10 protein-coding genes and 3 pseudogenes are annotated in these 15004 nt (G+C 62.8%); 4 read left to right on the top strand and 9 right to left on the bottom strand.

From position 1 onward, the window contains the following. The first annotated feature begins 19 nt into the window (after window positions 1-19). Complete coding sequence (locus NKI67_RS31435) at window positions 20-1243, top strand: IS110 family RNA-guided transposase (RefSeq protein ID WP_352648690.1); 1224 nt, start codon at window positions 20-22, stop codon at window positions 1241-1243. A 13-nt stretch (window positions 1244-1256) separates the two neighbouring features. Here NKI67_RS31435 and NKI67_RS31430 read toward each other — a convergent pair. Next, window positions 1257-2140 (bottom strand): annotated as a pseudogene (locus tag NKI67_RS31430) (IS3 family transposase); the annotation flags it as partial. Window positions 2141-2630: 490 nt separating this feature from the next. Further along, on the bottom strand, window positions 2631-4061 hold the full coding sequence (locus NKI67_RS31425) for a S8 family peptidase (protein WP_352648684.1): 1431 nt from the start codon (window positions 4059-4061) through the stop codon (window positions 2631-2633). A gap of 89 nt (window positions 4062-4150) precedes the next feature. Here NKI67_RS31425 and NKI67_RS31420 point away from each other — a divergent pair, with 89 nt between their 5' ends. Together NKI67_RS31420 and NKI67_RS31415 are read left to right on the top strand one after the other, a co-directional pair. Beyond that, window positions 4151-4468, top strand: a complete 318-nt coding sequence (locus NKI67_RS31420; protein WP_352648682.1) for a hypothetical protein — start codon at window positions 4151-4153, stop codon at window positions 4466-4468. Between the two features lie 162 nt (window positions 4469-4630). Next, window positions 4631-4948 (top strand): annotated as a pseudogene (locus NKI67_RS31415) (integrase core domain-containing protein); the annotation flags it as partial. 195 nt (window positions 4949-5143) lie between these two features. On the opposite strand, the gene NKI67_RS31410 reads toward NKI67_RS31415, so the two are convergent. The 7 genes and pseudogenes from NKI67_RS31410 to NKI67_RS31380 all read right to left on the bottom strand — a co-directional run bounded on the left by NKI67_RS31410 (window position 5144) and on the right by NKI67_RS31380 (window position 13595). Beyond that, window positions 5144-5656 carry a GNAT family N-acetyltransferase gene (locus NKI67_RS31410; RefSeq protein ID WP_352648680.1) on the bottom strand — a complete coding sequence of 171 codons (513 nt, stop codon included), beginning with the start codon at window positions 5654-5656 and terminating at the stop codon, window positions 5144-5146. Then, window positions 5657-5938: a type II toxin-antitoxin system TacA family antitoxin gene (locus NKI67_RS31405; protein WP_352648679.1), complete on the bottom strand. Its 282-nt coding sequence runs from the start codon at window positions 5936-5938 to the stop codon at window positions 5657-5659. Window positions 5939-6098: 160 nt separating this feature from the next. Then, a complete protein-coding gene (locus NKI67_RS31400) occupies window positions 6099-6518 on the bottom strand; it encodes a hypothetical protein (RefSeq protein WP_352648688.1) in 420 nt (139 codons plus the stop codon). Further along, on the bottom strand, window positions 6508-6768 hold the full coding sequence (locus NKI67_RS31395; RefSeq protein WP_352648677.1) for a type II toxin-antitoxin system prevent-host-death family antitoxin: 261 nt from the start codon (window positions 6766-6768) through the stop codon (window positions 6508-6510). The genes NKI67_RS31400 and NKI67_RS31395 overlap by 11 nt, the downstream gene beginning before the upstream one ends. Before the next feature lie 62 nt (window positions 6769-6830). After that, the gene (locus tag NKI67_RS31390) at window positions 6831-7772 is read right to left on the bottom strand and encodes a DUF2493 domain-containing protein (protein WP_352648675.1); all 942 of its coding nucleotides are present in this window, start codon (window positions 7770-7772) and stop codon (window positions 6831-6833) included. 248 nt (window positions 7773-8020) lie between these two features. Then, window positions 8021-9064, bottom strand: coding sequence for a DUF7146 domain-containing protein (locus tag NKI67_RS31385; protein WP_352648673.1), 1044 nt, complete (start codon window positions 9062-9064; stop codon window positions 8021-8023). Window positions 9065-9076: 12 nt separating this feature from the next. Beyond that, window positions 9077-13595: pseudogene (locus NKI67_RS31380) on the bottom strand (strawberry notch-like NTP hydrolase domain-containing protein). Between the two features lie 182 nt (window positions 13596-13777). Here NKI67_RS31380 and NKI67_RS31375 point away from each other — a divergent pair. Next, window positions 13778-14971: a DUF1173 domain-containing protein gene (locus NKI67_RS31375; RefSeq protein ID WP_352648671.1), complete on the top strand. Its 1194-nt coding sequence runs from the start codon at window positions 13778-13780 to the stop codon at window positions 14969-14971. Window positions 14972-15004 lie beyond the last annotated feature (33 nt).

Raw genomic sequence — 15004 nt, 5'->3', positions numbered from 1 at the left:
ACCAACGATGGAGGGAACCGTGCGTATTATCGGCATGGACATACACCGCGTAGCCGCCGAGGTCGTGTCGTTGCTTGATGGCAAGATCGTCAAGCTCGGCCGCGTTCAAATGCTGCGCAATAAGCTCGAGGAGTTCGCCAGGAAGGAACTCACCCACGATGATCATGTGGTGATCGAGGCCACGGGCAATGCTGCTGCCGTCGCTGAAGTGCTGTCGCCCTACGTCGATCGGATCGTGATCGCCAATCCCAAGCAGGTGCACATGATCGCGCACGCGAAGGTGAAGACTGACACGATCGACGCCACTGTCCTTGCGAAGCTCTACGCCTCGGGCTTTCTGCCGGAGGTCTGGGTTCCGGATCCGGGGACCCTTGCCCTCCGAAGACAGGTCACCAGGCGGACACAGCTGGTTCGCCAGCGTTCGCGGCTGAAGAACCTGATCCAGTCAATCCTCCACGCCCACCTGATCCCGCCGTGTCCGCATGGGAACCTCGTCGGGATCAGCGGGCGCAAATGGCTGACGAGGCAAATATTGCCTGCGGATGAGCGCGCCGCCATCGAGCGCCACCTCGGCTTGATTAACCAGATCAACGAGGCGTTGACGGTGGTCGAGGCGGATATCGCCGTACATGCCCTCCAGGATCCGACAATCCGCCGCCTGATGACGTTGCCCGGCCTCGACGTCACCGTGGCTGCGAGCGTTGCCGCGGCAATCGGCGACATACGGCGCTTCAGCGATCCACAGAAGCTCGTTGCCTATCTTGGCCTCAATCCGAGCGTGCGGCAGTCCGGTGAGGGGCCAGCCTATCACGGGCGCATCACGAAGCAGGGCCGCGGCCATGCGCGGGGGATGCTGGTCGAGGCGGCATGGGCGGCTGTGCGATCGCCAGGACCTCTTCGCGCCTTCTATAAGCGGATCGCCTCGCGCCGCGGGAAGCACATCGCGGCCGTCGCCACTGCGCGCAAGCTTGCAATGATCATCTGGCACATGCTGAGCAAGGATACCGACTACATCTGGGCCCGGCCGGCCTTGCTCGCCCGCAAGTTCAGATCGGTCGAGCTGCGTGCCGGCCTTCCGACCAGCCATGCCAGACGCGGCACCGCCTTCGACTACAACATCCCGGCCAAGCGCGCCGAAGAACGATCCCGCGTCGAGAAGGCGGAAGCTGCCTATTCAGCAGCGACTTCCCGATGGCGAACGAGGCCGGAAAGGCAGAAGGCTGTGGAAAAAGCCGCCGAATGAGAAGAACGGGCTATTCTACAACATCCGTCTGCATCGGCTTGCCGGGCGCAATGTAATGCCATTCGACGCGGTTCTGATCCGCCCAGGAGAGGATGGCGTTCGAGGTGAACTCGCTGCCATTGTCGCTGACGATCATTCTCGGCCGGCCGCGCTCGGTGATGAGCCGGTCCAATTCGCGGGCAACCCGCATGCCCGAGAGAGACGTATCAACGATGAGTGCCAGGCACTCTCTCGTGCAGTCGTCGACGACGGCCAGGATGCGGAAGCGGCGCCCGTCTGTGAGCTGGTCCGATACGAAGTCGAGCGACCAGCGCTCGTCGGGCCTCAGCGGCACCACCATCGGCGCCCTGGTCCCGATCGCCCGTTTGCGGCCGCCACGGCGGCGAACCGCGAGCTTCTCCTCCCGATAGAGCCGGAACAGCTTCTTGTGGTTCACGACCAGGCCCTCCCGCCTCAGCATCACGAAAAGACGCCGGTAGCCGAACCGGCGACGCTCCTGCGCGATCGCCTTCATCCGCTCGCGAAGCTCGCGGTCGTCCGGCCTGCTGGTCTCGTAGCGAACCGTCATGCGGCAACAGCCGATGGCTTTACCCGCCCGCCGTTCGCTCATCCCGAAGCCTTCCTTCAGGCGAGCGACAGCTTTCCGCTTGGCCGCGGGCGTCACCATTTCTTTCCCACAAGATCCTTCAACGCGGCATTGTCGAGCATGGCGTCGGCCAGAAGCCGCTTCAGCCGCGTGTTCTCGTCCTCCAGAGCCTTCAGTCGCCGAGCCTCGGAGACATCCATCCCGCCGAAGCGGGCCTTCCAGTTGTAAATCGAGGGGTCGCTGACCCCGTGCTTGCGGCACAGATCGGCAACCGATACCCCGGCCTCATGTTCCTTCAAAATTCCGATGATCTACTCTTCAGAGAAGCGGCTACGTTTCATGTCCTGGTCCTCTCGATGGGCCAGAACGAACTTCAAACCGGATTAGATCAGAGGGGCAAGGTCAGACATGCTTGCGTGTCCACCCTCGACAGTAGTGTAGCGCGGCGGTAGCATAGTCAGTGCGAACTGGGAGAATCCCAATGATTAGCCGCAGACACCTGATGGCTAGCCTTTTGCGAAGCTTGGGGTGCATAGGCATTGTCCTGCATCATTTTGGGCCGGAGTCAGCGGCCGCGTTCCCGGGCATCAGTCCCGATTCCCCGCTCAGGAAAGGCACAACTCCCGAACGGTTCTCGTGGGGCGAAGACTGTTCATTTGTTGCGAATGTGCGGTCGACCCTGCAATGCTCGATAGACAACGGGTTGCTGCCTCAAAATGGCGGCCAAGCCGCGCTGTGCCCCCTATGCCAACAGCAGGTCCACGTCACGTTGTCATCCAGTGAGAAGATATCGCGAAATGCTTAGGGCTTCTTGGCGATCGGATCCTGCTTGCCTGTCTCATAGTCAGCCTGAACCTCACTGCCAGGGGATTTTCCTGGAATTAGGGCCGATGGATCCCACAGCGCTCGTTTGTCGGTCGATGGCATTCCATACACAAGCAGTCCCGAAACATGCGCAGCAGAAAATGACGTTCCTGAACAGACATTGGTTTGGCCGTTTGGATTAGCGGTACTGCCCGGCCACAGGGACCTAATTCGGACGCCTGGCGCCGCGAAATCAGGCGGTCCCAACTGTAGACCGTTAGCAGAATTTATATCACCGTTCCCATATGCGGAAAACTTCCAGAAGGTGTCTTTCCAGTTCGCCTGGTTTCTGCTGCGCACAGCCGACACTGTGAGCACCGCTCCGGTGGGAGTGCCGGTCGGTGGATCGCGATATCCGCCAGCCCGCGCCGGCGAGATCGTCTGCACATATCCCGATCCGCCTACAACATCCGTGTTGCCGGCAGCGAGTGAAATAAACAGCATGCGATTTTTAGCAAGCTCCCGCAGTAGCCCCTCAGTTTTCGATTCGTTGCTGAGATCGAATGTCCCAGCGGTTGCCCCAGGCACCTTGAGCGGATTATAATATGATCCGAAACTTACATTTACTACGTCACCTGCCGTTGCTACGGTGTTGATATACTGTAGCGCCGCCAACGCGTTGCTCAGCAGGTCGACTGGATACGAGGTCGTGAAAATTCTGAGGGCAACAATTCTAACTCCGGGCGCAACTCCGATCATTTCCTTGTTGTTGCCAATCCTTGCACCGATAATCCCTGCGATCATAGTGCCATGCCCAACCAAGTCCGTGACGCCTTCCGGCATGCAACTCACGGTGCAAAGCCGCTGCTCAACGATGTTTAGTTCGCTTGCTATGTCCGAGCCCGGAGCTACACCGCTGTCGACAATCCAGACTATTTTCTGTAGCGTACCTACGCTTGTAGGACTGGGATTAACTCTCCGAATATTCAATGGAAGGGATTCTGAATTAGAGATTGAATTCTGGTCTTCTTCTTCCCCGCACTCGGATCCCATTCCGTACACAAGTGAATTAGAATGAATCGCAGCTATCTCTGAAGATAGATTTCCCTCTGCTATACGAGCTTTCGCTATCGCGGCAGATACGGGCAGGGAAAACGCTCGAAGTAGGGTGAAATTGCCGACATTTTTAGTAAGGAATTCCTCACCTCCCTGCTCGGCGATATAAGTATCCCCTAGAATTTTTCGCGCAAGTGCTTCAATGTCTGTTGTCGAATAATCTTTGTCGCTTCGAAGCCAAACGATGGAACTGTTGTCAGCCTTTTGCTGGAACTCCGCTATGACGCCGCCTGGGATGGCGTCCTGAGCGCTCGCGGATGGGACATTTACCCACGCCATTGATGCAAGAAGTACCGCTGGAATGCACCGCATTTGACCATCTCCCGTGGGGGGCCGTATAGGTGTTTCGAGTTTGTCAGAAGCCTGCTAGTTTGGACTGGTTCCTATGAACGGAGAATTCTATGGCGCGAGCAAAGGCCAAACGCAATAGACAGCAAACCGAAATTGCGCAGGCGATCATCGCAGAATGGTTCCGCGTCTTGCCTGACAGTACAGGAAACATAGGAACCATGGACGCATTTTCCCTGACTGCAGCGTTTAATGACATTCTTGATCGACCAACTAAGGCAATCATCGATGAAGCGGCTGTGGTGAACATCGTGGTGCCCCTACCTCCCGCTGGGGTAGCAAATCGCGATCAGCTAAGAGAGTACCTCGCCTTAAACCAAGACTTCGTCGTTGGAATGAGCGTGGCGGCGCTTTTCGGCTGTGGCCGGTAAATTTTGCCGGGATCGGTGCTATGGTTCTTTGAAACGGTCATGCCTGATTAGCAAATCGGCCGGGCTATCGTCGTCAACACCGATCGCTTCATTCGTCTCACTGCTTCCCGCGAAAGCACGTCGGCCATGTGGTACGGGCCGACGTGCGATTGGAGTCTGGATGTTCCCTTCGCCAGTCCCAACGCGCTGTTCAATCTCAGCAAGCTGTCGGTCTGGTGGCTGCGCCTGGGCATCGATATCGAGCGCATCAAGCCAGGCTGCCCGCAGCAGAACGGACGCCATGAGCGTATGCACCTCACCCTGAAGAAGGAGACCACCAAACCGGCCGGCGCCAATTTCCTCCAACAGCAGGCCAGGTTCGACGACTTCATCAACGAGTTCAACTCAGAACGCCCGCACCAGGCGCTCGACATGGACTGCCCGGCCGAGCGCTACACGCCCTCAACGCGCCCCTACACTGGCTTGCCCCATCTCGACTATGGGGGCGTACCGGACATTCCCGAATAGGATATGAATGGATCGCCCGACAGCAAACTTGCCTGAAGAGCAGGTTGCGACTTCGCAGGAGGGTGCCCTTTCCGGAGCTTGTGGCGATGACGCAACATAGCCCTGACAATCTCGACTCTGGTCGGAGGGCGATACCCGTGTTGTAGAGTCAACATGCGGCAATTGCGATCATGAGTGCGGAAGAAAAACCAGCCAGAGGCTCACGTCCGGCATTGAGCGCATGAGCACCGACGGATTGTCCAGCGCGGGAATCAAGCCCCAGCTCTGCCAGTAGCGCTCGGCCTCGGCGTCGATCGCCCGCACCACCACCGCGCGGCCGCCGACGATGTCGGCGCCGGCGACGCAGCGATGCAGCGCGTCCTTGACCAGGCCGCTGCCGATGTCTTGTCCGGCATAGCGATGGTCGACGGCGAGTTGTCCAATCAGCAGGCAGGGGATCGGATCGGGCGGCCGTCCGGTGCGGATGGCGCGCGGTGCGCTGTTTGGCTGGATCACGCCCGGCGCGAGGCCGTAATAGCCGACGACTGTTCGCTCGTCGTGAATGACCAGGACGCGGGTAAACCCGCGGGCCTGGTTCGTTCGCGCGAAGCCGGCCAGCCAAGCGTTGAGCGCCGGCTTGCCGCAATCGAAGCTGTCGAGGCGGTGTGCGTCATCGAGGAGTTCGATGCCTGAAAGCGCCACCTAGCGGTTCCAGGGCGGGGGCCGACGCAGCCGCTCGGTCGCCTTCGGCGGGGGCGCAGCGGCCGGGGCTGAGATCGCCTGCATGAAGGCGTCACAGGCTTCGGGGGACACGCGGATGATGGTTTCGTTGAGGATGGTCGCCTGCGCCTCATGGAGTGCTGCGCGGCGCATGAACTCGGTGCGCGACAGGCCAAGCAGTTCCGCGCCGCGGTCGATGATGGTGAGATCATCGCTACGAAACCGCATCGAAACGGATATCTTCCTATTTGCGGCGGCGGCCATGGTGCGTTCCTGTGCTGGAATGGACATATGTCGGTGCAATCCAGCATGACACCGGATTTGCGTGACGAAGCCATTCCTGTTCCTGCGACCGGCGTACAGGCATGCGGAAACGGCGGACTGATCCGATCCGAGGTATGCTCCCTGCCGCGAAAAGAGAACGTCAATCCAGCCGGCTGACGCGGCGGCCCTCGCTGCGCGCTTCGATAAAGGCGCCTGCGATCTTCATCATGAATGCCTTGCTGAAACGACCGAGGGGCTTACCGTCGGATTCGATGTACCACGAGCGTTCGGCAATATCGGAGTTGTATTCGTCAACCACGATCCAGCAGCGTTTGAGATCGGTCAGACCGGCGCGGCGGCACTCGATAGCGGAGACTTCCAAACCGACCCGATCGCCGGGCGGTGGCTGGGTGGTTATCGCCAGGAGCGCGAGATGGGTCAGGCCGTCTCTTGCGCCGCGCACAGCAATGACCACGCAGGTCGGCCGGCTCTTGCGGCCTTCTGTTTCGCCGCGCTCGTGTTGCCATGCCCAAAGATACGGGTAGGAGATCACCTGACCGGGCAGAAATCTACCGCTCATCATCGTATCCATCCCCGCGCGCCAGTCGATCGATCTCGGCGGCGAAGAGTTCCGTGTGTTCCTCCGGCATCTCGGAGACATGGTATGCGCGGCGGGGATCGCCGCCGATGCGCATCCGTTCGTAGTGCTCGTAACTCATCAACACGAACCGGGGTTTGCGGTGCTTGGTGAGAATAACGGGTTCGCGGCTGGCAACGTCGGTGACGTCGCCAACCTGCTTGTTGAGATCCCCCGTCGTGAACTGACGCATGGCTGGACTCCTTATCGATCTCCATATAATCCAGATTTTCTTGATTTGCAAGAAAACGGCGCTCACGCGCCGCCCTCCGCGAACCGCCAGAGGGGGATGCCGAGCCGACGGGCCTTGTCGGCAAGGTTCTCGGTGATGCCGGAGCCGGGAAAGACGATCAGGCCGTAGGGCACCACCGAGAGAAGCTGGTCGTTGCGGCGGAACGGAGCCGCCTTAGCGTGCCGGCTCCAATCCGGCTTGAAGGCGATCTGGGTGACCTTCCGGTTCTCGGCCCAGCAGGCGGCGATGCGTTCTGCGCCGCGCGGGCTGCCCCCGTGGAGCAGGACCATGTCGGGATGCTTCTCGCGGGCCTTGTCGAGCGCGTCCCAGATCCGGTCGTGATCGTTGCAGTCGAGGCCGCCGGCGAAGGCGATCTTGGTGCCGGCCGGAACGAGCACCTCGGTTTCGGCGTGGCGGCGGGCGGCGAGGAAGTCGCGGCTGTCGATCACCGACGCGGTCATCGCCTGGTGGCTGACCTTGGAGCCGGTGCGCGGCCGCCATGCCGATCCGGTTTGTGCCTCGTAGAGGTCGGCAGTCTCGTCGCGCATGATTTCGAGCACGTTGCGGCGCTCGATATAGGTGATGCCTTCCGCAGTCAGCCGCTCCAGCTCGACGGACTTCACCTCCGAGCCGTCCTGCTCCTGCTGGCTCGAGCGCTGGGCCTGCTCGTTGCGGTCGAGGCTGCGGGCGACGCGCTCGGCGGCGCGGTGGAAGACGTTTGCGAACGACCAGAGCAGGTCGTCGAGATCGGGTTCGAGCCTGGTGTCGCCAAGCATACCGGCGAAGCTCTCGACGATGCCGGCGAGGCCGGTCCGGATCACTTCGTCGTCGGGAAGCGGCCGAGGATCAGGTTCGTCCTGATGCGGGCGATGGCCGTACATCTGCAGTTCGAGGATGACGCGATCGGTCGGCGAGGAGGCGTGGTAGGGCTCGTAGGCGTCGTCGAAAGGAAGATCGTAGGTCATGGCGTGTCTCCATCGGTTGTGGCCGCGCCCTTCGCGGCCTGACAGCGCATCCCGGCCGCGCCCCGGGCGCGGCCGCACCGAAGGCCGGAGCGCGAGCGGAGGACGGCGCAGCCGTTGCGGCCGTGACCGGGGGGTGGCAGGGGTCGCCTCTCGGGCAGGCCGCGGGCGCGGCCTCTCCCGGCGGACCGCCGCCATGCCTGCAGGCTATCCAGCGACGCCACCCCTGCCCGCCTGCCGGCTCTGGCCGTTCATCCGGGCGGCAGGAAGAGACGGACATCCTCCGGAACGAGCTGATCGCTGAGCCATGCCGCGAGATGGGCCGGGCCGAAATGGCGCAGATCGTCGTTAAAATCGCCGAGCTGCGGCCGCAACACCAAGGCGAGGATCCCGGCCTCGCCTGCGCGTTGGCTGAGACGTTCGATGCCGTGCCGGCCGGCGGCGTCGGCGTCGGCTGCGATGTAGAGGCGACGGCAGCCGGGCGGGAGCGTCAGGCCGGCGAGGTGATTGGCCGAGGTGGCGGCCGCCACCGGCAGCACCGGCATCACCACCTTAAGCGAAGCCATCGTCTCGAAGCCCTCGCCGGCGGCCATGACCGGGACGGGCGCACCGGGCTGGTGGCCTAGCCAGATGCCGTTGCCAAGGAGATCCCCCAGCGAGCGGCGTGGATCCGCGAGTTGCGCCTTGCCCTGACCCAAAGGATCAAGCCAGGTGCGTTGTAGGCCGGTGATCTGCCCGTTGAGGTTGGTCAAAGCGGCAATCAGGGCAGGCAGGGTCTGCGTCTCGCCCGTCACGAGATCCCTGTAGTAGCAGCCGGGATGGAAACGCAGGGCACGCTCACGCGTGGAGAGCAGAATACCGCGACCGGCAAGATAGCGTTCCGCCAGCGTGCCGACGATCGGCTGGGACATGCCGAACAGGCGCCGCGCGGCCTCAGGGGAGCCGCGTTTCGCGGCTGGCTGGCGCTGCGCGCCAGGGAGCTGGGGCGGTGGCAGCGGCATGGAGAGGAAGCGACGTGCTTCATCCGCGACTTCGCGGAAGTCGACCAGACCACAGCTTTCGCGGATGACATCGAGCAGATCGCCAAATTCGGAGGTCGCCTCATCGACCCACTTACCCGCAGGGCCCTTGGTACTGGTCTTGAGCCGAACATGCATGGAGCGGCCGCGCGTGTTGCGGACATCGCCGACCATCCAGTAGTTGCCGGAGCGATGGCCGTTGGGGAGATATTCGCGGCACACCGCCTCGGCATGATCGCCAAGGCGGCGTGCCAGCTCGGAGGCCGAGCCGGTCATGATCGCCTCCCCTCATGCCGCCGAGGTACGGTCGGTGACGCCAACCAGCGAATGGCGGTCGAGGAGCGCGGTGAAGATGGCGGACCCTTGCGCGGTCGTCGGGATGAACAGCCGCAGCTTCCAGGAGATGATCTCGGAGATCAGCCCCAGCGCCTTCAGCCGGGGGACCATCGCGTCGGTGCAGCCGATCAATTCGACACGGTAGTCGTTCATGACGCGGCTGCGGCGCAGGATCAGGCCATCGGCGAGTTGCAGTCCGATCCGTCCGTCGACAAGCCCGGTCCATGCGTCGTCCGGTGCGAGCGTCGGCACGTTGCCGAGCCCCAGATTGCGGAACATGGTCGCGACAAGCGTCGGCGCGATGTGGCGGCCGATGATGCGCTCCCCGGCATCGGTCTGGATTCGATAGACTCGACAGTCGTCGTCCGGCAGCCGACGCCAGATCGGCAACAGCAGACCCGTCACGATGTGAAAGGTGCTGGTGGTGAACTCCGGGATAGCGGCGACTTCTGCCTGCCACAGCTCGCAGAACAGTTTGCGGTCGCCCGGCTGCCAGAAGGTTTCGGCAAGGGCGTCGAGACCGAAGCGCACCTCGTCCGTCGGACGAAGCAGCCGCACGCGATGCTCAATACTTCCATCGTCAAGCATAAGGCTCGCGGTCGGAAGCTGGATCGCCGTGCGGTTTGACCGCGCGTTGACGAGCAGGACCGATTGTGGCTCCACGCGGGCAATGGCCAGCGCATCAATGAGCCCGAGGGGCCGAACACGGTCCTTGCGCGCGACGGTCAGCACATGCGACTGCGCGCCCGAGACCGGATGCGTGTAGACGGTGCGGCGATCGGTGACGACGATGCTCTCCGCCGTGATGGTCTCCAGGCCCTTGTCATAATTGCCGGCGGCGATGGCGCCTTCTATTCTTCCCGCCATCAGCTGCTCGAATACCTCGAACAAAAGGTTCTGGGTCTCGATGCGCAAGGCCAACAAGCGGTTCAGCCAGGTCGTGATCGGCGGCAGCTCGTCACGCAGACCGCCTTCATCAGTCGTCAGCGACAGCCCAGTCACGATCTCGAAAGTCGTGAGCGAGCAGCCCTCGATCTTGCCCTGGTGCAGCAGACGATAGAACTGCCGCAGCGCTGCGCGGGCATAGGGGCTCTCGAGATTGTCCTGGGCACGGAACAGCCCTGCCCCGCCGGTCTGGCGCTGGCCGCGCGTGATCGCGCCCAGCGTGTCGAGCCGTCGTGCGATCGTCGACAGGAAGCGCTTGCCGGCCTTCACATTCGCGGCCATGGGCCGGAACAGCGGCGGTTGTCTCTGATTGGTGCGGTGGGTTCGTCCGAGACCCTGGATGGCGTTGTCTGCGCGCCAGCCGGCCTCGAGCAGATAGTGTTTGCGCAGCCTCTGGTTCTTCACCCCAAGATCGGCATGATAGGAGCGGCCGGTGCCGCCGGCGTCCGAAAAGATCAGCACGCTCTTGTCGTCGTCCATAAAGCTCTGGGTCTCGGCGAGATTGGCCGAGCCAGGGCGGTTTTCCACGGCCAGCCGGTCGATGCCGTCGCGGCCGGTCTTCTTCACGATGCGCCGCGAGCGGCCGGTCACCTCGGCGACGGTGTCGGTCCCAAAGTGATGGATGATCTGGTCGAGCGCGCTGCCGACCGGCGGAAGCGACGCGAGCCTCTCGATCATCTCGTCGCGCATGCGAACGGCCTCGCGGCATTGAACCGGGTTGCCATCTTCGTCGTGGACAGGCCGCGAAAGGACGTTGCCCTCCGCGTCCGAATATTCCTCGAACAACTGGGTGGGGAAGGAATGCATCAAGTATCCGCCTACATACTCGCGCGGCGTCACATCGACATGCAAGTCCGACCATTCCTCGGTCGGGATCTCGGCAAGCCGCCGTTCCATCAGCGCTTCGCCGGTCGAGACGATCTGCACGACCGCCGAATGACCGTCGGCGAGGTCCTGCTCGATCGCGCGGATCAGGGTCGGCGTCATCATCGAGGTGATGAGATGACTAAAGAAGCGCTGCTTGGTGCTCTCGAAGGCCGAGCGCGCCGCCGACTTGGCGTTGCGATTCAGCGTACTGGTTTCGCTAGTAATGTTGGCTGCCTCAAGGGCGGCAGTCAGGTTGTTGTGGATGACCTGGAACGCATCCGCATAGGCATTGTAGATGCGGGTCTGTTCGTCGCTCAGCTCATGCTCGAGCAAGTCGTATTCGACCCCTTCATAGGAGAGCGAACGGCCCACATAGAGACCGAGCGACTTGAGATCGCGGGCGAGCACTTCCATCGCCGCGACACCGCCGTCCTCGATCGCGGCGACGAACTCGGCGCGGTTGGCGAATGGAAAATCCTCGCTGCCCCAGATGCCGAGGCGCTGCGCATAGGCGAGGTTCTCGACGGCGGTCGCGCCGGTGGCCGAGACATAGACGACGCGGGCATCGGGCAGCGCGTGCTGCAGCCGCAGTCCCGCCCTGCCCTGCTGCGACGGGGCGACGTCGCCACGCTCGCTTTTGCCGCCAGCGGCATTGGCCATGGCGTGGGCCTCGTCGAAGACGATGACGCCATCGAAAGATCTTTTTTGCCCCCGACGGGTTTTCTCCAATCCCCGTCTGGCTATCGGCCCTTCCCGCCTCTTGTCCGACCCAGTCGAGGATCTGGGCGATCCGGGATTTCTTGCCCTCCCGTTCCTGCGAGCGCAGGGTTGCGTAGGTCGTGAACAGGATGCCCTCGGCAAGGCGGATCGGTGTGCCCTGCCGATAACGCGAGAGTGGCTGCACGAGGAGTTTTTCCTGGCCAAGTGCAGCCCAATCGCGCTGGGCGTCTTCAAGCAATTTGTCCGACTTGGAAATCCAGATCGCGCGTCGGCGACCCTGTAGCCAGTTATCCAGGATGACACCGGCGACCTGCCGCCCCTTGCCGCAACCGGTCCCGTCACCCAGAAACCATCCACGGCGGAAACGGACAGCATTCTCAGCGTTCTGCGGCGCGGCCGAGACGACATCGCAGGTCTCGTCGACTGTCCAGGCGCCGGCGAGATGGCCGGAATGGGCCTCGCCCGCATAGATGACGCTTTCGAGCTGGGCGTCAGACAGCGCGCCCTCGTCGATGATGGCATCAGGAAGAAGCGGCCGATAGGAAGGCTTCGGCGGCGCGACGGCGGCCATTGCGGCCGACTGCACGAGCGGCGTCGGATGCGGCTTTGCGCGGGGAATGTCAATCGACTGGAGCGCATAGGGTTCGTAGATTGAATCGGTGAGCCGGCCACCCTCCTCCGGCATCCAGTCGTGCAGCTCATAGGCGAGGGGGACAGCAGGCGTGCTGTTTGCCGTGACTTGGCGGGCGGGCTTCGCCCGCACAATCGGGCGGACCGATTGGATGGCCTTCGGAGCAGCCGTTGCGACACCAAGGGGTGCGGCTCTCGCTCCCGATCGGGGACCCATGTGCATGGCGGCATTGCGCACGATGCCGCTGGACAATGCACCGATCGAGTCCGGAAAGCCGCCCGGTGTCCGGGGCGGCAGATCCGTGATCCAGGAGAGCAGCGTTTCGACATCCGTGGCCTTGCCGGAGGATGGGATGAAGCCGATTTGGTCGGTGGCCGGTACCTTGTCGATAATTGTCAGGCGGGTCTCGGCCGTCGTCCCGTGGCGCGCGTAAACACGGCCGTCGATCGCTGCGGTGAAAATGACGGTGCCCTGCTGCTGCAGGCGTTCGAAGGCCGGCCGCCATTTGGGGTTTTCCGGAGACAGCCCGGTGCCGGTGATGGCGACCAGGCGCCCGCCCGAACGCAGGCGTGCGAACGCCGAAGAGAGGTGCCGCCATGCCGCATCGGCGACATGTCCGTCGACATAGGCGCCGACGCTGAAAGGCGGATTCATCAGCACGACGGATGGCTCCATGGCCGCGTCGAGATGATCGTCGATATGGGCGCCGTCGTGCCGCGAGATGGGGCACCTTGGAAACAGCAGGCCGACGAGATCGGCCCGCGTCGCGGCAAGCTCGTTGAGCGCTAGTCGGGCCCGGGCGATGTCGGCGTGGATGGCAAGCAGGCCGGTTCCGGCCGACGGTTCGAGAACGAGGTCGCAAGATGCGATCGCCGCGGCGTGCGCCGTGACGAAGGCCAGCGGCAAGGGCGTCGAGAGCTGCTGCATGGCCTGGCTCTCGTCGGAGCGTCGCGTATGGGTGGGAAGAAGTTCGGCGATGCGCTTCATCATCGCCAGCGTTGCCTGCGGCGTGGTGGACCGGGACAGGATTGCGGGGCCGAACTGGCGCAGAAACAGCACCTGGGCGACTTCGAGCGCCTCATAGGCGTCCTTCCAGACCCAGAACCCTTGCGCATCGCTGCCGCCACAACTTGTCGTCATGGCGGTGCTCAGCGCGGCGGTGGTGACAGGCTTGCCCTGCTCGAGGAAAGGCAGAAGCAGCATTCCCGCCTGATGGATCGCCTGGGCGGTGTCGATGGCGTTTTGTGCCGGCGCGGCGAGGGGCGCGGCCGTCCGGGCAACGGCGGATGTGGTCGAAACAATGTTCATGGAGATGTCCTTCGCGAGACGGGAGTGGCGCCCGCGCCGGCACTCTCTCCGCGCCAGCCGGGCCGCACTTCTCCCGGCTCCCCTCTTCCTCTGGCGCCGTTGCACCAAAGGGGTTGCGCTCTGCGCAAAGCCATGACTTGAATGCCCGGACAGGGATGCGGCGGCGACCTGGAGCTGTGGAGGTGCGACGGTTCAGAATTGGCAGTGAGGTCTACGAGGAAGGGGCGTCCGACCTGCAGGCGGCACTGGCGAACGCCTATGCGCGCGCCGAACGTCCGCTATGCCTGTGCCGCGAGCCGGGCTGCCCGATGTACATCGCCCGCATCGGCGACCTTCATCTGATCAAGCGAATGCCGCTCAGCGGCAGCGGGCATGATCCATCCTGTGATTCATATGAATCGCCTTACGAACTGTCCGGCCTGGGCGCCTTGATGGGCAGCGCGATAAAGCTCGATCCGCAAAGCGGCATGGCGGCTTTGAAACTCAATTTCAGCCTGTCGAAGACGGGGAGCCGGGCAGCATCCGTGCCTGCTGGCCAAAGTTCCGCCAGCGTAACCGCCGATCCTAGGAGGATGTCCCTGCGTGGCCTCCTTCATTATCTGTGGCACGAGGCTGAATTGACGGTCTGGACATCCCGATGGGCTGGCAAGCGGCATTGGTGGAATGTCCGCTGGCATCTGCTCGAGGCTGCCGGGCAAATGACGGTGAGGGGCGGACCGCTCGCGGATATCCTGTTCGTGCCCGAGCCGTTTCGCGCCGAGAACAAGGAAGCGATCGAACATCGTCGCAACGCGGTTCTCGGCATGGAGCTCCCGCCGAAATCCGGCCCACGAAAGCTGCTGGTTCTGGTCGGCGAGGTGAAAGAGATCGTGCCCGCCCGATCCAGTCAGAAACTCGTCATCAGGCATTTGCCCGGTTTTCCCTTCATGATCGACGATGCATTGCATCGCCGCTTGCAGGCGCGTTTTGAGAAAGAATTGTCCCTGTGGGCAGCGGATTCCAGCTCGCATCTCATGACGATCGCGACGTTCGGACTGAACCCGGCCGGCCTCGCCATTGTCGAGGAGGTCGCCTTGATGGTGGTGTCCGAGAACTGGATTCCCTATGAGACGGTCCCGGAGAAAAGGCTCGTCGATGGGCTCGCCCGCCTTCGCGAGAAGAGCGTGAAGGGATTGCGCTTTGACCTGCAACCCGAGCAGCCGATCGCCAATGCGTTGCTCCAGACCAGGGACGAGCCGATAGCACTCTTTGTCGTCCCTACCGGTGCGGACGAGAACTACGAAGCGTCGCTCAACGAAATGATCGCCGCGCGACCTGAGATCGGCTCCTGGGTGTGGCGGGTGGGCGAAGGCGATATGCCGCCGCTACCGCCTTGAGTGTCGGCGGAATTTCCGACGAGGCTCAGTATG

It is taken from the genome of Mesorhizobium sp. M0408, assembly GCF_040321495.1.
GTDB lineage: Bacteria > Pseudomonadota > Alphaproteobacteria > Rhizobiales > Rhizobiaceae > Mesorhizobium.
This window is presented reverse-complemented; position numbering and strand designations above follow the sequence as displayed.